Below are 23,030 nucleotides of genomic sequence, written 5' to 3' on the forward strand. Positions count from 1 at the left end.
TTTATGTACTTTTAACCGATTTAAAACTCAACTGCTTGTGTCTATGCCTCGAATTGTCGGTCTGTGGCTGGGTTTGTTGCTGTCTTTTTCCGGCTTTAGCCAGTCGGATCAAGACTTCCTGATCATTCCCAAACCGGCCAAAATGGAAGTTCTTGGCGGCCGGTTTATTTTCAGCAACGAAACCACCGTCCGGTTTCCCGTGGACAACGCCGAGCTGAAAACGCTGGCTGATCCGTTTATCCGGCAATTCCAGGCCGCTACCGGTTTTTCGCTGCGAACGGAAAATCGGCCCGGAGCGACGCCAACCGGTACTTTTCTGGCTTTTGTGCCGGTTTCTGACGCGAACTTGGGCGACGAAGGCTACCGGCTCGATGTTACCACCACTACTATAACGATTGAAGCGAGCAAACCGGCTGGTTTTTTTTACGCAATCCAATCTCTGTATCAACTTCTGCCGCCCGAAATCTTCCGTTCAACACCCGCCGACCTGTCGGTTAATTGGTCAGTTCCCGCTTGCCGCATTGAGGATAAACCCCGCTACGGTTACCGGGGATTGCACCTGGATGTGGCCCGGCATTTCTTCCCGGTTTCGTTCATCAAAAAATACATTGACCTGCTGGCTCTGCATAAATTCAACACGTTTCACTGGCACCTGACCGACGATCAGGGCTGGCGGATCGAAATAAAAAAATACCCCAAATTGACTCAGGTCGGTAGTCGGCGGAAGGAAACCCTGATTGGCCACTATTATGAATCGGATCCACAACAGTTTGACGGGCAATCGTACGGCGGTTTCTATACGCAGGATGAAGTGCGTGAAGTGGTGCGGTATGCGAAATCCAAATATGTAACTATTATTCCTGAAATAGAAATGCCGGGTCATGCCCTGGCCATTTTAGCGGCTTATCCGGAGTTCGGCTGTTCGGGCGGCCCCTACGAAACCGCCACCAAATGGGGGATCTTCACGGACGTTTTGTGTCCCTACGACCGGACATTTACTTTTCTGCAAGACGTCCTGACGGAAGTGATGACGTTGTTCCCTGGCCCCTATATTCACATTGGTGGTGACGAATGCCCGAAAACTTCCTGGAAAAAAAGCCCATTCTGTCAGAACCTGATGAAGAAGCTCAAACTGAAAAACGAGAATCAGTTGCAAAGTTATTTTATTTCCCGAATTGATAAATGGGTGACTTCCAAAGGCTGGAAAACCATTGGCTGGGATGAGATTCTGGAAGGGAACAGTCCGGCCATTCGGGTGTCGCCGGGTGCAACCGTCATGAGCTGGCGCGGCATCGACGGCGGTTTGAAAGCCGCCCGGCAGAACCACGATGTGATCATGACACCCGGCGATTTTCTGTATCTGGATCATTACCAAGCCGACCGGTCGCAGGAACCGCTGGCTTTTGGCCGGTTTACGCCCCTCGAAAAAACGTATTCGTATGATCCAACGCCGGCTGATTTACCGGCCACGGCCCAAAAACACCTCATCGGTGCGCAGGCCAACGTCTGGACGGAATACCTCAAAACCGCCGATCAGGTCGAATATATGGTTTGGCCCCGGGCGGCTGCCGTGGCCGAAGTGGTATGGACACCCCTCGATCAGAAGAACTGGCCGGACTTCACCCGGCGGCTTCCGGTTCTCTTCAAACGACTGGAGGCACTGGGGGTTTCGTATTCCCGGGCTTATTATGATGTAGTAGCCGAAACCCGTCCGCAGCCGGATGGAAGCTTGCAGATTGCGCTGGCAACCCAGGAAGAAACCGCCGAAATCCGGTATTCGACCGATGGTTCGACGCCCACAGCCCAATCCGTCCGGTATGATCGCCCGGTGAACCTGACAAAACCCACGACGGTGAAAACCGTTGCGGTAAAAAAAGGTGTGGTCATTGGCGACGTTCAGGATTGGGATTTTGCGGTTTCGAAAGCGACTGGCAATTCGATCCAACTTACCACGGCGGCAACCCGGCCGAAAAATATAGACCCATCGATATTAATTGACGGTCGCTACGGAACCACCATTGGCTATCTGGAGGAAATGCAAAACGTGGCCGGTGTGAAAACCGCCGACCTGACGGCCACCCTGGATCTGGCCGAGCCGAAGTCGATTCAACTGGTGACGATTGGATTGGTAAAAGCCACTGCCGGGGCCATTCTATTGCCCAAACAGGTTGAAGTGGCCGTTTCGGACGATGGCCAGACGTTCCGCACCGTCAAAACCGTGTCGATGGACCCGACGGAACGCGGAAAAAAGGCCATCATCCGCCAAACGCTCACTTTTGAACCGGTGACGTGTCGGTATGTGCGAATCATGGCCCGAAATGTAGGAAAAGTACCCACCGGGATGACCCAGGCTGGCAAAGAGGCCTGGGTCGTGGCGGATGAAATTACGGTGGAGTAAGCCCCGATTTAGTTGCTGGCGAGGGCTTCTTTCTCCTTGCCGGCAACGTCGTTTTTAATTTTAGGCACCGTTTTGAGGTACTCGTAAATGGCTCCCACTTCGTAGTCGGTCATCTGGTGTGGAAACATTGGCGAGCGAATCAGGCTGCCATCCGGCCGCACACAGGCTTTGACGGCCTGAATGAACTGCGCTTTCGTGTATTTTTTGCCGATTCCGGTTTCTTCGTCAAAGGTGAGATTGGACGTAAAAATGGGTTTGCCATCGGGCGTTTTCATCTCGTTTCCACCGCCATAATATCCCGCTGACAACTCGGGGTTTAGGGGATTTTGTTTGGTAAAATCGGCCGAATGACAGGCATAACAGGTTCCCAAACCGTCGGCTACGTAACGTCCGAATGCCACTTCGTCGGTGCTATCCGGAATCACAATGGGCTTTTCCGGGTAGGGGAGCGGTTTGATGACGGTATTGGCCAGCAACTTGGTGAATAGCGAAAATTCGGATGGAGGAGCTTCTTTGCCGGACGCTTGTACCGGAGCGGCATCCGAGCGCAACCAGACCACGACCGATTGCAGGTCTTCGTCGGACATGGTCGCAAATTTCGGCATGATTCCGGCGAAGGTGCCGTTTTTACGAACACCGGTTCGCAAAAAATGGAGCAGTTCCCCGTCGGTCCAGTTGCCGATTCCGACGGTTTTATCCTGCGTAATATTCATGGAGTAAACCGTTCCAAACAGGCTGGGAAGGTCGTTCATGTGTTTACCTGTGAGTTGGTTATCAGCATTGGCATGGCAGGCGATGCAATGCATCTGGGCAATCTTGGCGCCCCGTTCCAGCCGGGCCGGGGTAGCTTCGATGGTCATTTCCTGAACCACGGGAGGGTCGTAGGTGGGAATGCCACGGACGGCAACGAAACTGACGAAGCCCAGCAAGCCAACGACGACAAAGCCGACTCCGATCAGTACAATGCGCAGTACTTTTTTCATACAAGAGGAAAATTAATGAGAAGTATTCGTGTTTACAGACACAAATTAAGCGGGTGTGGGTGGGTTTGGCCGTGTCGGAATGCGTCAAAAAAGCAACATTTGCCGACAGGAACCGACCGTTGGCTCGAAAGGTAAAAACCGCATTAGAAAGCGATAATGCACGCTGACAGGTCGTTTTGAGGACCCAAAACTTGTTTTTCAGACCGGTTTTGCCGAATCGCCGTTTTTTTCTTTATCTTCCGATTCCAACCTTTTCAAGCTCAAAACCCCTGTATGTCTGATTACGCAAACCCGTTAACCGAAGAGAAAACCGAATTAAAACGCTCGCTGGGGTTCGTCGATGCCACCCTGCTCGTATCGGGGTCGATGATTGGTTCAGGTATTTTTATCGTCAGCGCCGATATGTCCCGCAACGTCGGATCGGCGGGGTGGCTGCTGTTACTCTGGGTGTTGACGGGCGTCATTACCGTTACAGCCGCTTTGAGTTACGGCGAATTGGCTGGTATGATGCCCAAAGCGGGCGGACAGTTTGTGTACATCCAGCGGGCGTATGGCTCACTGCTCGGGTTTGTGTATGGCTGGACGGTTTTTGCCGTGATTCAAACGGGAACCATTGCCGCCGTTGCGGTGGCCTTCACCAAGTTTACGGCGGTTTTTATTCCGGCCTTAAATCCCGAAAATATCCTGTTCAGCGTCGGTAGTTTTCCCATCAAGGCGTCGGCGCTCTTTGCGATTGGCAGTGTGGTGTTGCTAACCTGGATCAACAGCCAGGGTATTCAAAGTGGGAAGCTGATTCAAAACGTGTTTACGTCGGCCAAATTACTGGCTCTTTTGGGTTTGATTGTGGTGGGCATCGGCGTTGGATCAAAAACCGGAACGCTCTCGGCGAACTTCCACAATGCCTGGGCGGCTACCCAAACGACAGCCGACGGCTCCGTGGTGTCGCTCGGCGGCATGGCGTTGCTGCTGGCGTTGGGCGTGTCGATGATCGGGTCGCTTTTCTCGGCCGATTCGTGGAATAACGTGACGTTCATTGCCGGCGAAATCCGGAATCCGCGCCGGAATATTCCCCTGAGTTTGTTCGTAGGAACGCTGATGGTAACCACCATTTACGTGCTGGCCAATATTGCTTATCTCTCACTGCTGCCCTTGCAGGGATCGCCCAATGCTGCCGATGTGGTAGGCCGGGGCATTCAGTTTGCTTCGTACGACCGCGTGGCAACGGCTTCAGTTTCGCTGATTTTTGGGGATGTGGCCGTGGCCATCATGGCGGTTTTGATCATGGTGTCAACCTTCGGCTGCAACAATGGCCTGATTCTGTCGGGAGCCCGGCTCTATTACGCCATGGCGAAAGAAGGGCTTTTTCTGAAAACCGCTGCCCAACTCAACAAAAATTCCGTCCCCGGTATTGCGCTTTGGTTGCAGTGTGGCTGGGCGTCTATTCTTTGTTTGTCAGGAACATACGGAGATTTGCTGGATTACTGTACGTTCACCTCGCTGGTGTTCTACATCATTACCATCGGCGGCCTTTTTCTGCTTCGTCGTAAGGAACCTGATGCCGAGCGACCCTACAAGGCTTTTGGCTATCCGCTGGTTCCGGCGCTCTACATCGTGGCCGGGGTGACCATCTGCCTGATTCTACTGAAAGAAAAAACATTCAATACCGGTATGGGATTGTTGATTGCCGGTCTGGGCGTCCCAATTTATTTTATGACCTCGCGCGGGCGGAAGAATTAAGACTACGGCACAATTCCTGCGCCGGTTTTCGCAATACATCCATCAGAAAAAGCATTTCGGTCAGGATTCTTTTCAGAAATTGGCCGAAATGCCATTACTTGCTGTTGTTTCCTGAAAAATTATTCTGATGAAGGTATTGATTGTTGAAGACGAGGATCTGGCGGTACGCAAGTTGCGGAAACTGGTGCAGGAAGTGGATCCAACGCTCGAAGTGGCAGGTATAACGGCCAGCATTGAAGATACCGTCGGCTGGCTTAAAAACAACCCCGCCCCCGACCTGATTTTCATGGATATTGAACTGGCCGACGGGCAGAGTTTCGAGATATTCGAACAGGTGGAGGTGAACAGCACGGTTATTTTTACGACTTCCTACGACGAATACGCACTCCAGGCTTTCAAGGTCAACAGCATCGACTATTTGCTGAAACCGATTCAAAAGGATGATTTACAGCGCAGTCTGAAAAAATTTCGGGATTTGAAAGTTCGCAGAGCCGAAGCGAATGCCCAATCTGCTCCGGCTTTCAATTTGGATAAACTTCTGCGCGAACTGCAATTGCAACAACCCAAAGAATACCGGCGACGGTTTCTGGTACGGCTCGGGCAGCGGCTGCTTTCGGTCGAGGTGCAGGACATTGCTTTTTTCTTTACCGACGAACGGTTTAGCTTTTTCAAAACCTGGAATAATCAGAAATACCTGATCGACTATACCCTCGACGAACTGGAGGATGCGCTGGATCCGGGTATGTTTTTTCGCATCAACCGGGGTGTCATCGTTACCCACAGCACCGTCGAACAGATTCAGCCGTATTTCGGAAACCGCCTTTCTCTCACCCTGAAACCGGTATTCGAAAAAGAAGCTATCGTTAGCCGCGAGAAGGTAAGTGATTTTAAGGTATGGATGGGCAAATAATAAACCTTGCAGCCAGAGTAGCCGTTTACTAATCAAACGACTGCTCATCAATGAACTTCTCTTTCATCAACCGACTTCTCTCTTTTGCCATACTGAGTCTGCTGGGAGCCTGTACGAGTGTCGGGCCGGGCAAATTGTTTCGGTCGGCATCACCCCATGATCAATATGCCCAGTCGCTGCGCGATGCCCGGCTGGAACGTACGGCTTTAGGCACCGACTGGCTGACGACGGCCGACCGGGCTTTGAAAGACTCGGTGCTGATCACGGTGCCGTACCGCGAAAGCGGTTATTTCTCATCCTCCCGCCCTTTTGCGCTTGGTTACCGCCTGAACGGGCAGCGGGGCGACAAATTCATCATCAAAGTCGATGTTCAGGGGCAGGAGCCGGTGCAAGTCTTTATTGACGTTTTTGAACTGAACGAAACCAACCGGGACCCCGACCGGCTATCGTCCGCCAAGGCCGATACCAATCTGCTGGAACTCGAAATCCGCCGAACGCGCACCCACCTCGTTCGGATTCAGCCCGAATTATTGCGCAGTGGCCGCTACACGCTGTCCATCACCCGCGAACCGATCCTGAGTTTTCCGGTCGTCGGGCGCGATAGCCGCCAGATCAGCAGCTACTTCGGTGTTCCGCGCGATGCGGGTCGTCGTCGGCATGAGGGCATCGACATTTTTGCCCCCCGTGGCACTCCGGCTATTTCGGCATCCGACGGGTATATTTCCCGGGTAGGGACCAATAACCTGGGTGGGAATGTGGTTTATGTATCGGACGCCCGGCGAAACCAGACGCTGTATTACGCGCACCTGGATTCGCAGGCCGTTCAGCAGGGGCAGAAGGTTTCGGTGGGCGATACCGTGGGATTTGTGGGCAATACCGGCAACGCCCGAACGACTGGTCCGCACCTGCATTTTGGCATATACAGTTCCAATACGGGTGCCGTCGATCCGCTGCCTTTTGTCCGGCGCGGAACCGGTCCGGCGCGTCAGTCCCTGCTTGCCGCCGAAACCCTGGGCGATTCCGTTCGCATTTCGTCCACCCGGGCCGTGGTTCGTCAATCACCCAACGGAGATGCGCCCGTTCTGCGCACCTTGCCGCGTTCTTCTGCATTTACCATCGCGGGTGGAACAGCAGCCTGGTTGCGGGTTGAATTGCCGGATGGCGTAACGGGCTATGTTGCCAGCAGCGTCGTTGAACCGGCCCGCCGGGTGTTGCGCCGGGCGTCTTTGCCCGTTGGGACCGATCTGCTGGAATCGGCCAGTTCGCAAGCTGCGGTTATCGAAAGACTGCCCTCCGGATCGGCTGTCGATGTTTTGGGCGTCTTCGGATCGTTCCAACTGGTGCGGCACACCACCGGCCTAACGGGCTGGCTGTCGCAAGCGCCCTAAAAGCAAAAACCGCTCACTTCGTTGGAAGCAAGCGGTTTTGTGTTGGACACCTGTAAGGTCTTCAAGACCTTGCAGGTGTTAAGGGTGTTGTGTTACCGTTGATTATTTCTCTTTAATTGAGCCATAATCAGAACCGGCACTTTCGGGAAGCTGTTTCATGATGCTTTGAACCGTTGTCCGGTAAGCCACATCACGGTTGCTTTCCTTTTTGCTCTGGTTTAACTGACCCGAAGCCCAGCCCTGCCAGATGATATCATTCGTGCGGGTATCATATACGTTGACTACGACCCGGTTTTCTTCGTATTGGCGGGTATAGACATTGTTGAAGCCCGGGTTATACCACATCCAGTAAGGCGACCAGTTGTTGTTGGACTGCACTTGCTGACGGTCTTTCGAATCGGAGAAGAACCGGATGACGAGGTCGGCTTCTCCACCCACGACCGGTTTATAGCCTTTGGCCCGCATTGTTTTCTCGATCTCGTCGGCAATCCGGCGTTGGTTCAGGTTACTGCCCGCAATCGGGTCAGCATTACGGCGTTGGTCAGCTTCAACCCGGAAGGTGCTGAACTGGCGAACATTGACTTTAGGGTCATAGTCAAATTTGACATTCACTGATGGCGAACAACTTGCCAACAGACCCAACATGAACAGACTGGCAATTATGCTCCTGGTATTCATCGGTTGATTTGCGTTATTAGGGTTAATGTAATCGACTTCCAAATTTAAGTGAACTACTTGTTAACGCTTACTGATTTCTCATTAGTATTTAGTCCCTTAAATAACTAAATTTTACGAAAGTTAGTTCGCTGAATCGACCTGGCTTTGTAAGGATATATGTTTAATTCTTTATTTTTTAAAAGACTGACTAATAGTGAATTATTTGTGTGGGCTGTGTTTTTTAGGGCATTAAAAAACCATCCGCCCTCTGGAGACGGATGGTTAAAAATAGTTAAAAGAAGTCTTACTGATGCGACACCTGAACGTCGAGGAGCAGCTTGACATCGTCGCTAACGACCACGCCACCGGCTTCAGTAACGGCATCCCACGACAAACCGTATTCTTTCCGCTTGATGGTGCCGGTAATTTCGAAACCAGCTTTGGTATTACCATAGAAATCGCCCATTTGTCCGCCGTGCTCTGCTTTCAGGGTAATGGATTTTGTGGTTCCCCGGATGGTGAGGTCGCCCGTAATGTCGTACGTATCATCGCCGGTTTTCTTGACAGATGTCGATACAAAGGTCAGTTGCGGATGGTTTTCGGCATCGAAGAAATCGGCTGATTTCAAGTGACCGTCGCGTTGGTCGTTGCCGGTGGTGATGCTATCGATATCGGCCGAGAAAGAAACCGACGCGTTTTCAAAATCGTCGCCAACCGTTTCAATTTTTCCATCAAAGGAATTGAATTTACCGGTCACATTCGAAACCATCAGGTGACGGACTTTAAACTGGATGACGGTGTGAGATGGATCAATGGTCCATACGATGGTTTCGGGAGCAGCAGTTGCCATGATTGTCTTTTTATTTTTGGTTAATAATGTTAATACATTTAATGTTAATACATTTAATCTTGGAAAAATGTTTCAAGATTCCTGATTTTTTTTGAAAAAGAATGATTTTCCGGACGATCAATTCATGAATAGATCGTAGGATTGTAAGAAAATCTCTGGTTATCAGCCAAATAGTAAATCAAGGACGGCCCCCAAATTATCTTTTCCCTCCAGAATTTCCGGATTATAGAACTCGGTATAACTGCATCTTGCACACGAACACGCCATAAACACGTTGTGTTCGATGTCGAAAATACGGGACAGACCCGTTCCGGTAGCAGCAATCCGCTTGATATACACTTCACGGTTTTGGCATTTTGCACAGGAGTACCGGTTGGCAATTTCATGTTCAATGGTCATGGAGAATACGGTTTGTGGTGTGAAAATTAACGGGCTTAAAGATAAATTTTCACGGAAAACCGTAAGGGAGTTATGGGCAGAAAGGCAATTTGTCGCTGTGAGTGGGTTTATAAAGTTACCACAATAATGAAACCGGTTCTTTCGTATGGGTACGGTTCGAATGTTGCGAAGCTATAAAAAAGAAACCCCCGTTGCGGATCATACAACGGGGGTTCTGTATCGGTTTCTTATTTGCTATTGTTGTGCCAGTGCTTCGGCTCCACCAACGATTTCGAGAATTTCTTTCGTAATGGCGGCCTGACGGGTCCGGTTGTAAACCAGCTTGAGTTCTTTCAACAGTTCCCCGGCATTTTCCGTGGCTTTGTCCATCGCCGTCATCCGCGCGCCGTGTTCCGAGGCATTGGACTCCAGAACGGCTTTGTACAACTGAATTTTCAGCGTTTTCGGAATCAGTTCCGTAATGATTTCTTCTTCCGAAGGCTCAAACAGATAGTTGACATTGTTCGCCTTGGTAGCGGAATGCGTTGCTGCCGAAACGATGGGCAGAAACTGCTCGGAGCGGATCACCTGTGTCGCCACGTTTTTGAACTCGTTGAAGACGACGTCTACGCGATCGTACTGACCGGCAGTGAAAGCCGCCATGACCTCTTCGGCTGCCGCCCGGACTTTGGCAAAACTCAGCGACAGAAAGGTATCGACAAAGTTGGTATTGACCTTATACCCCCGGCGTTGAAAGGCTTCAGCACCTTTTTTACCAATGGCCAGGATTTCAACGTTACCCCGGCGGTTTTGCTCGGCGTAGCGTTCATTGATCAAGACCAGCGCTTCCTTGACAACGTTGGTGTTAAAGGCCCCCGCCAGACCCCGATCCGAGGTTACCACGATCAGCAGTACCCGTTCGATGGGACGAACCTGGTTGTACGGACTTTCGCCCGCCAGTTCGGCACCAGCCGCGACGGTGCTGAGCATTTCGCTCAGTTTTCGGGCATACGGTCGCATCTGAATGATGTTGTCCTGTGCCCGGCGCAGTTTGGCCGCAGCCACCATTTTCATGGCTTTGGTGATCTGCTGCGTCGAGATAATAGAGGTAATCCGGCTTCGTACTTCTTTTAGTGAGGCCATTGTCTTTGGTTGGGAGAGGCTGTTGTTGAAAGTAGAGAAATCTAGTGATCGGAAAAATGTTCCCATCCACTAAATTTCTCACTCTTCAACAAACTAAACTCCTGAATATCTAAACGTTATGCGAAACGAACTGCTAACTCGGTGGCAACTTTCTTGATGACGCCGATGATGCTGTCGTCCAGTTTCCCGGCGCGGAGCAGATCCAGCGTATCCTGGTATTGCGTTGTCAATAGCATCGTGAATTCGGATTCAAATTCTTTGACCCGGTTGACCGGCACTTTATCGAGGAAACCGTTGGTCGAGGCCAGGATGATGGCAACCTGGTGTTCTACCAATACCGGCGAATACTGTGGTTGTTTCAGAATTTCCTGGTTCCGCCGACCCCGTTCGATGGTCAGTTTCGTCGACGCATCCAGATCCGAACCGAACTTGGCAAAGGCTTCCAGTTCGCGGAACTGCGCCTGATCCAGTTTCAACGTACCGGCCACTTTCTTCATCGACTTGATCTGGGCATTACCACCCACCCGTGATACCGAGATACCGACGTTGATGGCGGGGCGGATACCAGAGTTGAAGAGGTTGGTTTCCAGGAAGATCTGGCCGTCGGTAATCGAAATTACGTTCGTCGGAATATAGGCAGAAACGTCACCGGCCTGGGTTTCGATGATTGGCAGAGCCGTCAGCGAACCACCTCCTTTAACCTTACCCGTCAGCGACGGCGGCAGGTCGTTCATAGTGGCGGCAATGGCGTCGTTATTGATAATTTTGGCGGCCCGTTCCAGCAGACGGCTGTGCAGGTAGAAAACGTCACCCGGATAGGCTTCCCGTCCCGGAGGACGACGCAGCAGCAGCGACACCTCGCGGTAGGCAACGGCTTGTTTCGACAAATCGTCATATACGACCAGGGCCGGACGACCCGTATCCCGGAAGTACTCACCGATGGCGGCACCGGTAAAAGGTGCAAAGAACTGCATCGGCGACGGATCGGCTGCGGGAGCGGCTACAATGACCGTATAGTCCATAGCTCCGGCCCGGCGCAGGGTGGCTTCCACCTGCTTAACGGTGGAGGCTTTCTGACCACAGGCCACGTAGATACAGAATACGGGCTGACCTTTGTCGTAAAATTCTTTCTGGTTGATGATGGTGTCGATGGCCACGGCGGTTTTACCCGTCTGGCGGTCACCAATGATCAACTCGCGCTGTCCCCGACCGATGGGGATCATGGCGTCGATGGATTTAATACCGGTTTGCAGCGGTTCGGTTACGGGCTGACGGAAGATAACCCCCGGGGCTTTGCGCTCCAGCGGCATGGCAAACGTTTCGCCAACAATAGGGCCTAAACCGTCGATGGGGATACCAAGCGTGTTGACAACCCGACCCAGAATACCTTCGCCAACGTTGACATAGGCAATCTGATTCGTACGCTTCACCGTGGCACCTTCTTTAATTTCGCTGTAGTCACCCAGCAATACGGTTCCGACGTTGTCTTCTTCGAGGTTCAGGGCTAATGCCTGCAATCCGTTTTCAAACACCAGCAATTCACCGGCCTGGACTTTTGACAGTCCGTAAATGCGGGCTACTCCGTCACCAATTTGCAACACCGTACCGATTTCCTCGAGTTCGGCGGTGGTTCTGGAGTTCGATAGCTGTTCCCGGAGAATGGCCGAAACCTCGTCGGGTCTAACTGATACCATATGAGTGGAAGAATCGTTTTATGATGGTTCTAAGAATTCGGGTGCAAAGTTACGCACTAAATTTCACTAAAACAGACGTTATCAAGAAAATTCGTTGGCAAAGTTTATACTTTTCTAAGAATCGGGCGTTCATGATTTCATAAAGTGGACGGAACCGGTATGAATCGCATTTTAACCGGAAACGAGGGGTTGCCCGAAAAAAAGTGCACTATTTGAACTCCGCTTGTTGAGATCCTGACATTTGTTTTTTACTTTAGTGAGTTGTGAGTAATTCATTGTCAGAAACCGCTGTCCGGTATGGACTGAATTACCCATCCTGGTGGTCTCCACTGACCCCTGCCTGTCACCATTCATCAATAATTTGTTTCATTAAATCCCGCTATTGCCAAACTTTTGACCTACATCTTTACGTTTTCAGCTTAAGTACTTTTTGAATACAACTTTTGTATCTTACACATGACGATTAAACAATGGACTTTAGCCGGCCTGCTGTCGGCTGTATTGGTAACGGGTCAGGTTATGGCTCAGACGAAAAAACCGGCCGTTAAGCCGAAACCCAAAGCACCGGCGGCTGCCGCTGCTACAGCCTCTGCTCCGCTCAAATTAAACAATGCCATCGACTCCGTTAGTTATAGCATTGGCGTCAATGTGGGATTAGGGCTGAAACAGCAGAATCTCGGCAATGCCAACATCAAAGCCATTACGAAAGCGTTGCAGGATGCACTCCAGTCGCAGAACATGCAGATCGCACCGGAGCAGGCCAACCAGATTATTGGCGCGTTTTTCCAGAAAGAACGGTCGGCCAAAGCGGATGCCAACAAAAAGATCGGAGAACAGTTTTTAACGGAAAATAAAAAGAAACCGGGTGTGCAGACGACGGCCAGCGGGCTGCAATACGAAATCGTCAAGGAGGGGACCGGTCCAAAACCGATGACCACCGATACCGTTAAAGCACATTATACGGGCCGATTGATCGACGGAACGGTTTTTGACAGCTCCGTTGAACGGGGGCAGCCGCTCGAAATACCGGTCAACCAGGTCATTCAGGGGTGGAGCGAAGCCCTTCAGTTGATGCCGGTGGGCTCGAAATGGAAGTTGTTTATTCCGTCGTCGCTGGCCTATGGCGCGCAGGGAACCGGCCCCCAAATCGGGCCTAACTCGACGCTCGTTTTCGATATCGAATTGCTGGAAATTGTGAAGAAGTAATCAATGAATGGTTAAAAATTGTTAAATGGCTGGAAGCAGTGGATGGTTCAAGGGCTAAAAATGGTTAATCAACTGGTGAGAGAATGAAACTGCGTAGCCATTTAATGAACCATCTAAACCATTTTCAGCCATTCAGCTTTTAAATAAAGAGTGGTGCTACATTAATCATAAAAGGGGAACATGAGAAAGTATCTCATTACGTTAGTACCGGTGCTGATGCTGAGCCTTCAGCCGGGTCCACAAGCAGGGATGTCAGCCGTACCGCTGCCCCCCCCAAGCGCTGATGATTTAAAACCGTCGGTATCGCAGGAACATGTTGAACAACTGGTCGCGCGTTTGCTGACGACCCACCACTACCGCAAAGTGCGGCTGAACGACTCCCTGTCGTCGGTCGTTTTTGACAATTATCTCAAGGAACTGGACGGAAACAAAGCCTACTTTCTGGCTTCCGACGTCAATTCGTTCGAGAAATACCGCAACAACATTGATGATCAGTTGATCAACGGCGAACTAACGGCCGCTTACGACATCTACAATGTGTTCCGGAAACGTTATCAGGAGCGTAATAAATTTGTTCAGGAGAACTTCGTAAAACCGTTCGATTTTACGGTAGACGAAACCTTCAATACCGACCGCGAAAAAGCCAACTGGCCCAAAAGCATCGAAGAGCAAAACGACTTGTGGCGCAAACTGCTGAAAAACCAGTCGCTGGAACTGAAGCTGACCGGAAAAGCCGATACGTCGGTGGTCAACAGCATGAAGTCGCGGTATAAAAACCTCGATCGTTACATGAGCCGGATCAAAGCCGAAGACGTGTTTCAGATTTATATGAACTCGTTTGCCGAATCGCTCGATCCGCACACCAACTACATGTCACCCCGCTCAGCCGACCGTTTCAATCAGGAAATGAGCGCATCGCTGGAAGGCATTGGTGCCCTGTTGCAGGAAGATGGCGACTACATCAAGATCTCGGACATTGTTCCCGGCGGCCCGGCTTTCAAAAGCAAACTGCTGACGAAAGGCGATAAGATCGTGGGCGTGGCCCAGGGTGAAGGTGGTCAGATTGTCAACATTGTTGGCTACCAGGTCGATGACGCCGTTAAACTGATCAAAGGCCCCAAAGGCACGACGGTTCGTCTGCAAATTCAGTCGAATGATGCCATCGCCGGTGCTCCCCCGAAAGAGATTCGGCTGGTGCGTGAAAAAATCAAACTGGAAGAGCAACGGGCGAAGAAGGAAGTGATCGAAGTCACGCAGAACCAGAAGAAATACAAACTGGGTGTTATCACGATCCCGGTTTTCTACCGCGATTTTGAAGGGGCCCGCAAACGCGAAGAAGGCTTTGCCAGCACAACCGGCGATGTTCAGAAGTTTTTGAACGAGCTGAAAGCTGAAAAAGTAGACGGCGTTGTGGTGGATTTGCGCGACAACGGCGGAGGATCGCTGACCGAAGCCATTACCTTAACTGGTTTGTTCATCTCACGCGGACCGGTGGTGCAGGTGAAAGAAGCGCAGGGCGACATTGAAGTACAAACCGATCCTGATCCGTCGATCATCTACGATGGTCCATTGGCGGTGATGGTAAACCGCTTCAGCGCGTCGGCTTCGGAAATTTTTGCGGCTGCCATTCAGGATTACAAACGCGGGCTGATCGTTGGAAGCCAGACCTACGGGAAAGGCACCGTTCAGACGATGGTGGATCTGAACACCTGGTTGAAAGAATCGGAGAAAGTGGGACAGGTCAAAATGACCATTGCCAAGTTCTACCGCATCAACGGCAGCAGCACCCAGCACAAAGGTGTGACTCCGGACATTGAATTGCCATCGGCTTTCAGCGCGGAAGAATATGGCGAAAGCTCACAACCCAGCGCGTTGCCCTGGGATCAGATTGCCTCAGCCCGGTTTGACGTGACCCGTAGCCTGGACGACAAAATCATCGCCAAGATCCGCGAACGCTACGAACAGCGTTTGAAGTCGGATACGGACATGAAACAGTTGATAGCTGATTTTGCCGAACTGAAACGCGCCAAAGAGAAAACCGTCGTATCTCTCCAGGAGTCGAAACGCAAGAAGGAACGCGACGACGCGGAAAAACGCCGGAAGTCGATCAGTGCTTCGGCAGGCGAACCGGTGGCAACCAACGACTCGACCACACCGGCCAAAGACCCGAAAGATGCCAAGGCACCAAAGAAGGATTTGTACCTGGACGAGTGTGGCAAGTTACTGGCCGACTATATTGCCTTCACGAAGAATCCGCAGTAAGGGTATCTTCTGATTCCAGTAAAAAACCGCATGGATCAACGCCATGCGGTTTTTTTGATGCCGAAAGATGGCAGACCAGTTGCTATAAAAGCCGACAGCCCCGGATTGCTCCGGGGCCGTCGGCTTTTTTGGTAGAGGACAGGTAGTGCGTTAGATCAGGCGAATGCGAACCTTGGCCAGGTATTCCTGATTTTCGTTCGAATTTGGCTCGGTTAAAAATACTTTTTTGCCCATGAGTTGCTTAATCAGCGTGGCATTCAGGCTTTTGTTGTCACCGCTGGAGATCCGCAAATCGGCCAGCCGTTGTTCGCCATCAACCCGGAACTTGATGACGACGAAATCTTCGTTATCGAGCTGTTGCAAGATTTCCGGATACAAAACATAGGAGGCAATCTGTTGTTCCAATGTTTGTTTGAGCGTAATTTTTTTCTGACCCGAAGCCCGTAAAGTGATTGCCAGGGCGAGGCAGAGTGTACTGATTATCAAGACCGTTTTCATTAGTTTGTTGCGACTAGAATTGTATCAATGGTGTGGATATGTCAGATTCGACTTTACAAAGGTAGGGCGACCGGGGTAGCTCTTTTAGCGCACAACTACGCAATTTGAAAATTGCGTAGTTTCCACATCCACTCCGCCGGAATTGCGTAGTTACCCTTTCATCATACATTGTATACTATTTGATCGATCAATGCGGAAGAAAAGTAGATGTTTTGGGTATTTAGTTTGATATTCTTTGGTGTAAATACGGAAATGGCAATTTTATTTATACCTTGTGGTCTGAACACCATATTCCCTCCTGAACAGAATGTCTACCCGCCGTACTTTCTTCCGCCAACTGGGTGCAGCAGCCGCTACGCCCCTCGTTTTACCTGATTTTCTGACTGAATCGACCCGCACGGCTTTTCAGCGACTTCAAAAACCGGGAAGCCCGCAGCAGATTGCGCAGGACGAAGACTACTGGTCGTGGATCAAAGCCGAGTATACGGTTTCGCCCAACATTCTGAACCTGAACAATGGCGGGGTCAGTCCGCAGCCGAAAACGGTTCAGGATGCCCACATCCGGTTTTATCAGTATTGCAACGAAGCCCCCAGCTATTACATGTGGCGGATTCTGGATCAGGGCCGGGAGTCGCTGCGGGCCAAACTGGCCGATCTGGCGGGTTGCTCACCGGACGAACTGGCCATCAACCGCAATGCGACGGAAGGCCTGAACACGATCATTTTCGGCCTGACGCTGAAACCGGGTGATGAGGTCGTGCTGGCAAAGCAGGATTATCCGAATATGATGAATGCCTGGAAACAGCGGGAAAAACGCGATGGGATCAAACTCGTCTGGCTCGACCTGAAACTGCCTTCCGAAAACGACGATGAACTGGTACGGCAATACGCCGGTGCCATTACCAGCAAAACCAAAGTGGTTCATGTCACCCACGTCGTCAACTGGACCGGGCAGATCATGCCGGTTCGGAAAATTGCCGATCTGGCGCACAAGCAGGGCATTGAAGTCATTTGCGACGGCGCCCACAGCTTTGCCCACCTCGACTACAAAATCCCGGAACTCGGTTGCGATTATTACGCGACCAGCCTGCACAAGTGGCTCTCTGCGCCCTTCGGCAGCGGCATGATGTATATTCAAAAGGAGAAAATCAAAAACGTCTGGGCGTTGCTGTCCAGCCCTGAGCCCGATGGGCCGGATATCCGGAAATTCGAGTCTCTCGGAACGCGTTCGTTTGCCGCCGAAATGGCCATTGGTACGGCAGTCGATTTTCAACTGGGAATCGGAGCCGCCCGGAAATTTGCGCGTCTGCATTACCTGAAAAACTACTGGGCCGAAAAAGTGAAGGATATTTCCGGCGTCAAACTATTCACCTCGCTCAAACCGGAATTTGCCGGTGCGCTGGCCGTTGTCGGCATCAGCGGAATGGCTGGTCCCGAACTGGAGAAACAGCTTCTGGAAACGTACAAAATCCATACGGTACCCATTATCCTCGGACCCGTCGACGGAGTTCGCGTGACACCCCACGTCTACACGACGCCCAAAGACCTCGATCGGCTGGTGGTGGCTATTACCGAACTGGCGGGAAAACAAAATCTGGCAACGAAACAAAAGAAGAGTTGATCCTTTATCTTTGCGGGCGGTATTGCTTTGGTGTAACAAGTAACTAAACCGCCATGATGAGGATTTTAAGCACAGTGCTTTTTTTGTTTGTACTCACGACAAAGACAGCGGCACAACTGATGGTCAACCGGGTCGATGTCAATAGCCTGGATGTTCAATATTGCCAGTTGGTGGGTGAATACCCTACCTGGGGGACCAAAGCCAAAGTCTATATTGATTACGGACAGGCTAGTTTCCAGCGGGTTGCCTATTGGGAATTACGCCGGATTGATTCATTGGGAAAATACACTGAGCGTTTCGATACGGTTATGCAGGCCATCAACTACGTCGAAAAAAACGGATGGGAAGTGGTTTCATTCCAGGTAACGCACGCTGCGAGCGGTTCATATGACCAGTTCATTTATTTGATGCGGAAAAAACAGCGGCCGTAAACACGTATCTTCCTGACTTTTCCCTCTTCGGCCCATTTTTGTGTCAGTTCACCCCAATTCTCCCACGTATTGCCATTCCCGGCCTAGTTTTGTTGAAAAAACAGATCAGTTATGCGGGAATTAGCGGGTATCCGACGCTTTGAATTGTGGTTCGCCGGGGGAGCGACCTTAATTTACGTTGTCCGAAGGCTTTTGGAAGAAGCGAACCGGATTGACGGAATGATTGAGGTAGTCGAACAAAACCGGGTTTCTTCGGCTATCATCTGGCGGGATCTGGCGGGTTATAACCACATCATCAACAACAATTTTCCGCTGATTGTCGGTGCGGTGCATTTTCTGGCCGCCTGGTACGTTTTTCATTACCTCACCCTCCCGAACTGGAACAGCAAAGAAAATGATGAGAAAATCCGGTTGTATGCCGGTCTGAGTATTTTACTGGTCGTGAGTAGTGTGGCCTTTTATTATTTTGCCAAACTTCATGTGCATTTCCGGCAGAATGAAGTGGGGACCACGATCGGCCTGAAAGTGTATTCCTTATACCGGAAACGGAATGTGCTGGCCGATGCCATCGGAATGGGAATTTTCATCGTTGGGTATGAATTGCTCTGCCAGTTGGGATACTACCTGAATCGAAAGGCCCGCCAGGATTTCCGGTTCATCAGTTATCTGATCTGGGTGCCTTTATACACCTTCCTGACAATTTTTGTTCTGGGGGGAAATCTTCCCGAAAAACTCTGGCAAAGTCCGGTTTTCGAAATATTGCTTACGCTGGCCATTCCCATTCAGGTGTATATTCTACAGGCGTATATCTATACGTCACTGCTGCCCTATATCCGAAGCTTTCGCACGACCGAGTTTCTGGGCCGTTTGCTGGCCGGTTTGCTGATCTGGTTTCTGCTCAGTGCGATGCTCTGGGGCGCCCGCACCTATTTCAGGTTTCCCAATTCAGGGCTGAACAATACGTTGTCGATACTGACGCTTTTTTGCGCGGTTATCATTGCCCTGCTGCGCCGGACTTCGGTTAAAGAAAAGGTCGCGTTGCAAACCCAGGTTTCCCACACCTCCGCCGAACTGGCGGGCCTGCAATCCCAGATTAATCCGCATTTTTTGTTCAACGCTCTCAATAGTCTTTATGCCACGGCTTTGAAAGAAAACAGCGAAAAAACCGCCGACGGGATTCAGAAACTGGGCGATATGATGCGGTTCATGTTGCAGGAAAATAACCGGGATCGGATTCCGCTGGAAAAAGAGGTGGAATATTTGCGTAATTACATCGAGCTCCAGCGGATGCGGCTGGACGAATCGCACGGAATCGAAATCCGGGTGACGATTCAGGAACCGGACCGGGACATATCCATTGCGCCGATGATGCTGATTCCGTTCGTTGAAAATGCCTTCAAACACGGGATTAGTCTGCGTAAACCGTCCTGGATTTTTGTTACCTTGACCCTCGATCACACAACGATTTACTTTAAAGTTCACAATTCGCGCCATCCGGGACTGGTCAATGACCCGGAAAGAGAGCATACCGGCATTGGCCTGGAAAACGTCAGCAAACGGCTGGAGTTGATTTATCCCGGACGGCATACGCTGGCGATTCAGGCGTCGGAACAGGATTATTTTGTCGCTTTAACGATTCGCTATTGAATGTTAACCGCCATCGCTATCGACGACGAACCGCAGGCTTTGGAAGTCGTCCGGCTGCATGCCGCCAAAGTGCCGTTTCTTGATTTAAAAGCGAGTTTTACGGATGCGTTTGAAGCGATTCCGTATCTCCAAAAAAACAAAATCGACCTGATCTTTTTAGATATCAAAATGCCCGATATTTCGGGGATCGAGTTTGTTCGCTGCCTGCAAACCGTGCCGATGGTGGTTTTTACCACGGCTTATTCCGACTACGCCGTTCAGGGCTTTGAACTGGATGCCATCGACTATCTGCTGAAACCGTTTCCGTTGGCCCGTTTCCTGAAAGCCTGCAATAAAGCACTGGATTACAAGAATTTGCGGGATAGTGAGGCCGAAGAATTTATTTTTGTCAAAACCGGCTACGAGGAAGAAAAGATCTGGCTGGATGATATTTTATACCTGGAATCCGACGGAAACTATGTAACGTTCGTCCTGAAAAACCGCAAACTCCTGAGCCGCCAGACCCTGTCGGATATTCCGCGAATTTTGCCAGAAAGTCAATTTGTCCGCGTACACCGATCCTACAGTATTTCGCTCCGGAAAATCGAGAAAATTGCCCGGAACGAAATCACCATCGCCGGTTTTAAAATTCCCGTTGGCGCTTCGTATGAAGATAAACTAGCGGAAATTAAAACCCGGCTTTTGAAATAGAATCTGTTTCGAAAGTCGAAGGAATTATAAATATAAAATAATGAACGCTAAATGTAAAAGTGTTTGGAACGCGCCAGCCCACTTTTACATTTAGCGTTCATCATTTTACATTTATCATTCTCTTTTAAACACCAACACTTTTTCATTCTTTCCAATCAAACCGGATCACCTGCTCCAGATCCGGGTGCAGGCTGAGGGCAACGGGGCAGGTGTGGGCGGTATGCTCCATTTTGGCCCGAAACGCTTCCGTATGCGCTTCCGATGGCGGCATCATAATGTCAATTTCAATACGGACAATCCGCCGGGGGGCGTCTTTTGACATCACTTTCGTAATCGACAATTCGCCGTTGGTCAGTTCGATGCCTTCGCGCCGGGCCACAATCCCCATCGTGGTGATGATGCAGCTCCCCAGTGAGGTTGCTGTCAGGTCGGTCGGTGAAAAAGCTTCGCCTTTGCCGGTATTGTCGGTGGGGGCGTCGGTCAGAATTCGGGTGCCAGATTGGAGGTGAACCGCTTCCGTCCGCAAGTCTCCTAAGTAGGTTGTTTGTACCGTGGGCATAAGACCAAAAACTAAAATCCTGTTTGTGTACAACTATTAATTGAAAAATATAAATTGCTTCACGCAACCATCCAATGACTCAGACCGTTACTCAATAGAACGAGGGAGTTACAAGAGACGCGTTGGTTGATGCCGACGATAATTTCGTAGTGTCAAAGTAAACTGTTATTTTTATCCTTACAAAAGTTTTCCATTACGACCGTGTCACGAGTTTTACCGATAGTGTCCATCCTGGGCCTGCTACTAAGCGTTTGCCATGTGCAGGCTCAAACTGCCGATACCGACGAAGATAAGTATACGACTGTTACCACCTATGGTGTAACGACCAATACGAACTCCGGTATTTTAGGCGGTTTTGTTTTCCGGCATTCCAAAGCGTTGCCTACTCTGTTTCAGGGAAAGCGGCAGTTTCGGTATATGGCCCTTGAAATTGTCAATGTGAAGCACCCAAAAGAGGTGCAGTCACAGACGCCCTATTCGGGAGCGCGGTATGTATATAACAAGCAAAATTATCTTTTCGTCGTTCGGCCGCAGTATGGTCGCGAAATATCGCTCTTTACCCGGACTGCCGATGAAGGCATTGCGATCAACGGTATTATTGCCGTTGGGCCGTCCATTGGCATCATCAAGCCCTATTACGTACAGTATACGACCCGTCCGGGACAGGTCGATACCCGTCCGTTCGACCCCAGTTTGCAACCCGAGCTGATTGTGGGTGCCGGGAGCTTCTTTCAGGGTTTTGACAAGTCCAAATTAACGCTGGGTGTGAATTTCAAAGCCGCCGTTGCTTTTGAACTGAGTGCGTTTCGGAACAACATGACTGGACTGGAAATCGGTTTTTTGGCCGAAGCGTACCCCAAAGAAGTGGTGATTATGAATGCTACCAACAACCGCAGTGTGTATACTTCCGGTTTCGTAACGCTGTTTTTTGGTAACAAACGATAAATTGCCCCCAACCCCTAAAGGGGAGCAAAAGTTCGTTATTTTAAAGCCCCCTTTAGGGGGTTGGGGGCAGTTGCCCGAACTTTACTGCCCGAAAATTCCTTGTGTAAAAAACAGGATTGAGGTTTGCCATGATTGAACTTCCCGTAATTCCCTCCGAAACACAACGAAAGAAACGCCCCGACTGGCTGCGGGTAAAACTGCCCATTGGCCCGGAATATGCCAAAGTCCGCAAATTAGTCGATACGTATAAACTGCATACGATTTGTGAAAGCGGCAATTGCCCGAACATGGGCGAGTGCTGGGGTGCCGGCACGGCCACGTTCATGATTCTGGGCAACGTCTGCACGCGGAGCTGTACGTTCTGCGCCGTAGCAACGGGTCGCCCGAACGAATACGATACCGACGAACCCCGCCGGGTGGCAGAGGCCATTCTGCTGATGAAAGTCAAACACGCCGTTCTGACATCAGTGAACCGCGACGAACTGAAAGACCGGGGTGCCGAAATCTGGTACCAGACCGTACGGGCCGTGAAAGAAGTGTCGCCCACGACCACCATCGAAACGCTCATTCCGGATACCAAGGGCAACTGGGATGCGCTGATTCGGATGATTGAAGCCGGGCAGGAAGTGGTTTCACACAATATGGAAACCGTCGAGCGCCTGTATCGTCGTGTGCGTCCTCAGGCCCGGTATGAACGCAGCCTGGAACAAATCCGCCGGACGAAAGACTTTGGCCAGCGAACTAAATCGGGCATTATGCTGGGATTGGGCGAAACCATCGACGAAGTGCTGAAGGCGATGGACGATCTGGTCGAACACGGCCTGGACATTCTGACGCTGGGTCAGTATCTGCAACCGACCAAAATGCACCACGAAGTGATCGAATGGATTCACCCCGACACGTTTGCAATGTACCGGGAGGAAGGCCTGAAACGCGGGTTGAAATACGTCGAATCCGGGCCTTTGGTCCGTTCGTCCTACCATGCCGAGCGGCATGTGAACGTCTGATTCCGAATTGGATTAAAAAGAAGAGG

At 50.8% G+C, this 23,030-nt stretch carries 20 protein-coding genes; 12 read left to right on the forward strand and 8 right to left on the reverse strand.

All coding sequences use genetic code 11. From position 1 onward, the window contains the following. The first annotated feature begins 43 nt into the window (after positions 1-43). Positions 44-2,398 carry a beta-N-acetylhexosaminidase gene (locus ACS5NO_RS10080; RefSeq protein WP_439415022.1) on the forward strand — a complete coding sequence of 785 codons (2,355 nt, stop codon included), beginning with the start codon at positions 44-46 and terminating at the stop codon, positions 2,396-2,398. A gap of 8 nt (positions 2,399-2,406) precedes the next feature. On the opposite strand, the gene ACS5NO_RS10085 is transcribed toward ACS5NO_RS10080, so the two are convergent. Continuing rightward, positions 2,407-3,381: a c-type cytochrome gene (locus ACS5NO_RS10085; RefSeq protein ID WP_439415023.1), complete on the reverse strand. Its 975-nt coding sequence runs from the start codon at positions 3,379-3,381 to the stop codon at positions 2,407-2,409. A gap of 273 nt (positions 3,382-3,654) precedes the next feature. Between ACS5NO_RS10085 and ACS5NO_RS10090 the strand changes: the two genes are divergently transcribed. From ACS5NO_RS10090 to ACS5NO_RS10100, 3 genes are all read left to right on the forward strand, one after another. Further along, positions 3,655-5,118, forward strand: coding sequence for an APC family permease (locus tag ACS5NO_RS10090; protein WP_439415024.1), 1,464 nt, complete (start codon positions 3,655-3,657; stop codon positions 5,116-5,118). Between the two features lie 127 nt (positions 5,119-5,245). After that, positions 5,246-6,028, forward strand: a complete 783-nt coding sequence (locus ACS5NO_RS10095) for a LytR/AlgR family response regulator transcription factor (protein WP_439415025.1) — start codon at positions 5,246-5,248, stop codon at positions 6,026-6,028. 50 nt (positions 6,029-6,078) lie between these two features. Beyond that, positions 6,079-7,416, forward strand: coding sequence for a peptidoglycan DD-metalloendopeptidase family protein (locus ACS5NO_RS10100; RefSeq protein ID WP_439415026.1), 1,338 nt, complete (start codon positions 6,079-6,081; stop codon positions 7,414-7,416). A gap of 102 nt (positions 7,417-7,518) precedes the next feature. Here ACS5NO_RS10100 and ACS5NO_RS10105 read toward each other — a convergent pair whose 3' ends face one another. From ACS5NO_RS10105 to atpA, 5 genes are all read right to left on the reverse strand, one after another. Continuing rightward, positions 7,519-8,094, reverse strand: coding sequence for a DUF4136 domain-containing protein (locus tag ACS5NO_RS10105; protein ID WP_114409655.1), 576 nt, complete (start codon positions 8,092-8,094; stop codon positions 7,519-7,521). 283 nt (positions 8,095-8,377) lie between these two features. Next, positions 8,378-8,923, reverse strand: a complete 546-nt coding sequence (locus ACS5NO_RS10110) for a YceI family protein (RefSeq protein WP_439415027.1) — start codon at positions 8,921-8,923, stop codon at positions 8,378-8,380. Between the two features lie 162 nt (positions 8,924-9,085). Continuing rightward, a complete protein-coding gene (locus tag ACS5NO_RS10115; protein ID WP_439415028.1) occupies positions 9,086-9,322 on the reverse strand; it encodes a zinc ribbon domain-containing protein in 237 nt (78 codons plus the stop codon). Between the two features lie 234 nt (positions 9,323-9,556). After that, positions 9,557-10,444, reverse strand: a complete 888-nt coding sequence (gene atpG / locus ACS5NO_RS10120; protein WP_150876334.1) for an ATP synthase F1 subunit gamma — start codon at positions 10,442-10,444, stop codon at positions 9,557-9,559. Positions 10,445-10,560: 116 nt separating this feature from the next. Next, the gene (atpA, locus tag ACS5NO_RS10125; protein ID WP_439415029.1) at positions 10,561-12,138 is read right to left on the reverse strand and encodes a F0F1 ATP synthase subunit alpha; all 1,578 of its coding nucleotides are present in this window, start codon (positions 12,136-12,138) and stop codon (positions 10,561-10,563) included. A 456-nt stretch (positions 12,139-12,594) separates the two neighbouring features. On the opposite strand from atpA, the gene bamJ reads away from it, so the two are divergent. Both bamJ and ACS5NO_RS10135 read left to right on the forward strand, forming a co-directional pair. After that, positions 12,595-13,344, forward strand: coding sequence for a BamJ family beta-barrel-assembly machinery protein (bamJ, locus tag ACS5NO_RS10130; RefSeq protein ID WP_439415030.1), 750 nt, complete (start codon positions 12,595-12,597; stop codon positions 13,342-13,344). A 180-nt stretch (positions 13,345-13,524) separates the two neighbouring features. Then, positions 13,525-15,606: a carboxy terminal-processing peptidase gene (locus ACS5NO_RS10135; RefSeq protein WP_439415031.1), complete on the forward strand. Its 2,082-nt coding sequence runs from the start codon at positions 13,525-13,527 to the stop codon at positions 15,604-15,606. Positions 15,607-15,756: 150 nt separating this feature from the next. Here the strand turns inward: ACS5NO_RS10135 and ACS5NO_RS10140 are convergent, their stop codons facing one another. Then, positions 15,757-16,104, reverse strand: coding sequence for a hypothetical protein (locus tag ACS5NO_RS10140; protein WP_138989892.1), 348 nt, complete (start codon positions 16,102-16,104; stop codon positions 15,757-15,759). Between the two features lie 307 nt (positions 16,105-16,411). Here ACS5NO_RS10140 and ACS5NO_RS10145 point away from each other — a divergent pair, with 307 nt between their 5' ends. The 4 genes from ACS5NO_RS10145 (at position 16,412) to ACS5NO_RS10160 (ending at position 20,493) form a co-directional block, all read left to right on the forward strand. After that, a complete protein-coding gene (locus ACS5NO_RS10145; protein WP_439415032.1) occupies positions 16,412-17,725 on the forward strand; it encodes an aminotransferase class V-fold PLP-dependent enzyme in 1,314 nt (437 codons plus the stop codon). 53 nt (positions 17,726-17,778) lie between these two features. After that, positions 17,779-18,156, forward strand: a complete 378-nt coding sequence (locus tag ACS5NO_RS10150; protein WP_439415033.1) for a hypothetical protein — start codon at positions 17,779-17,781, stop codon at positions 18,154-18,156. A gap of 219 nt (positions 18,157-18,375) precedes the next feature. After that, positions 18,376-19,803: a sensor histidine kinase gene (locus ACS5NO_RS10155; RefSeq protein ID WP_439415034.1), complete on the forward strand. Its 1,428-nt coding sequence runs from the start codon at positions 18,376-18,378 to the stop codon at positions 19,801-19,803. Beyond that, the gene (locus ACS5NO_RS10160; RefSeq protein ID WP_439415035.1) at positions 19,804-20,493 is read left to right on the forward strand and encodes a LytR/AlgR family response regulator transcription factor; all 690 of its coding nucleotides are present in this window, start codon (positions 19,804-19,806) and stop codon (positions 20,491-20,493) included. Positions 20,494-20,635: 142 nt separating this feature from the next. On the opposite strand, the gene ACS5NO_RS10165 is transcribed toward ACS5NO_RS10160, so the two are convergent. Then, entirely contained in the window at positions 20,636-21,052 is a 417-nt protein-coding gene (locus ACS5NO_RS10165; protein ID WP_439415036.1) for an OsmC family protein, read from the reverse strand. A gap of 201 nt (positions 21,053-21,253) precedes the next feature. Here ACS5NO_RS10165 and ACS5NO_RS10170 point away from each other — a divergent pair, with 201 nt between their 5' ends. Together ACS5NO_RS10170 and lipA are read left to right on the forward strand one after the other, a co-directional pair. Further along, positions 21,254-21,997 (forward strand): hypothetical protein, encoded by a 744-nt coding sequence (locus ACS5NO_RS10170; protein ID WP_439415037.1) that lies wholly within the window; start codon positions 21,254-21,256, stop codon positions 21,995-21,997. Between the two features lie 128 nt (positions 21,998-22,125). Beyond that, positions 22,126-23,004: a lipoyl synthase gene (gene lipA, locus ACS5NO_RS10175; protein ID WP_439415038.1), complete on the forward strand. Its 879-nt coding sequence runs from the start codon at positions 22,126-22,128 to the stop codon at positions 23,002-23,004. Positions 23,005-23,030 lie beyond the last annotated feature (26 nt).

The sequence above is a fragment of the Larkinella fluvii genome, assembly GCF_051857545.1.
Classification (GTDB): Bacteria; Bacteroidota; Bacteroidia; order Cytophagales; family Spirosomataceae; genus Larkinella.

Bases quoted from the DNA above. Each gene is read 5' to 3' on its own strand.
- ACS5NO_RS10115 (WP_439415028.1), bottom strand. From the start codon at position 9,322: ATGACCATTGAACATGAAATTGCCAACCGGTACTCCTGTGCAAAATGC.
- ACS5NO_RS10080 (WP_439415022.1), top strand. From the start codon at position 44: ATGCCTCGAATTGTCGGTCTGTGGCTGGGTTTGTTGCTGTCTTTTTCC.
- ACS5NO_RS10085 (WP_439415023.1), bottom strand. From the start codon at position 3,381: ATGAAAAAAGTACTGCGCATTGTACTGATCGGAGTCGGCTTTGTCGTC.
- ACS5NO_RS10140 (WP_138989892.1), bottom strand. From the start codon at position 16,104: ATGAAAACGGTCTTGATAATCAGTACACTCTGCCTCGCCCTGGCAATC.
- ACS5NO_RS10150 (WP_439415033.1), top strand. From the start codon at position 17,779: ATGATGAGGATTTTAAGCACAGTGCTTTTTTTGTTTGTACTCACGACA.
- ACS5NO_RS10095 (WP_439415025.1), top strand. From the start codon at position 5,246: ATGAAGGTATTGATTGTTGAAGACGAGGATCTGGCGGTACGCAAGTTG.
- bamJ (WP_439415030.1), top strand. From the start codon at position 12,595: ATGACGATTAAACAATGGACTTTAGCCGGCCTGCTGTCGGCTGTATTG.
- lipA (WP_439415038.1), top strand. From the start codon at position 22,126: ATGATTGAACTTCCCGTAATTCCCTCCGAAACACAACGAAAGAAACGC.
- ACS5NO_RS10155 (WP_439415034.1), top strand. From the start codon at position 18,376: ATGATTGAGGTAGTCGAACAAAACCGGGTTTCTTCGGCTATCATCTGG.
- atpA (WP_439415029.1), bottom strand. From the start codon at position 12,138: ATGGTATCAGTTAGACCCGACGAGGTTTCGGCCATTCTCCGGGAACAG.
- ACS5NO_RS10145 (WP_439415032.1), top strand. From the start codon at position 16,412: ATGTCTACCCGCCGTACTTTCTTCCGCCAACTGGGTGCAGCAGCCGCT.
- ACS5NO_RS10090 (WP_439415024.1), top strand. From the start codon at position 3,655: ATGTCTGATTACGCAAACCCGTTAACCGAAGAGAAAACCGAATTAAAA.
- ACS5NO_RS10160 (WP_439415035.1), top strand. From the start codon at position 19,804: ATGTTAACCGCCATCGCTATCGACGACGAACCGCAGGCTTTGGAAGTC.
- ACS5NO_RS10135 (WP_439415031.1), top strand. From the start codon at position 13,525: ATGAGAAAGTATCTCATTACGTTAGTACCGGTGCTGATGCTGAGCCTT.
- ACS5NO_RS10165 (WP_439415036.1), bottom strand. From the start codon at position 21,052: ATGCCCACGGTACAAACAACCTACTTAGGAGACTTGCGGACGGAAGCG.
- ACS5NO_RS10105 (WP_114409655.1), bottom strand. From the start codon at position 8,094: ATGAATACCAGGAGCATAATTGCCAGTCTGTTCATGTTGGGTCTGTTG.
- ACS5NO_RS10110 (WP_439415027.1), bottom strand. From the start codon at position 8,923: ATGGCAACTGCTGCTCCCGAAACCATCGTATGGACCATTGATCCATCT.
- ACS5NO_RS10100 (WP_439415026.1), top strand. From the start codon at position 6,079: ATGAACTTCTCTTTCATCAACCGACTTCTCTCTTTTGCCATACTGAGT.
- atpG (WP_150876334.1), bottom strand. From the start codon at position 10,444: ATGGCCTCACTAAAAGAAGTACGAAGCCGGATTACCTCTATTATCTCG.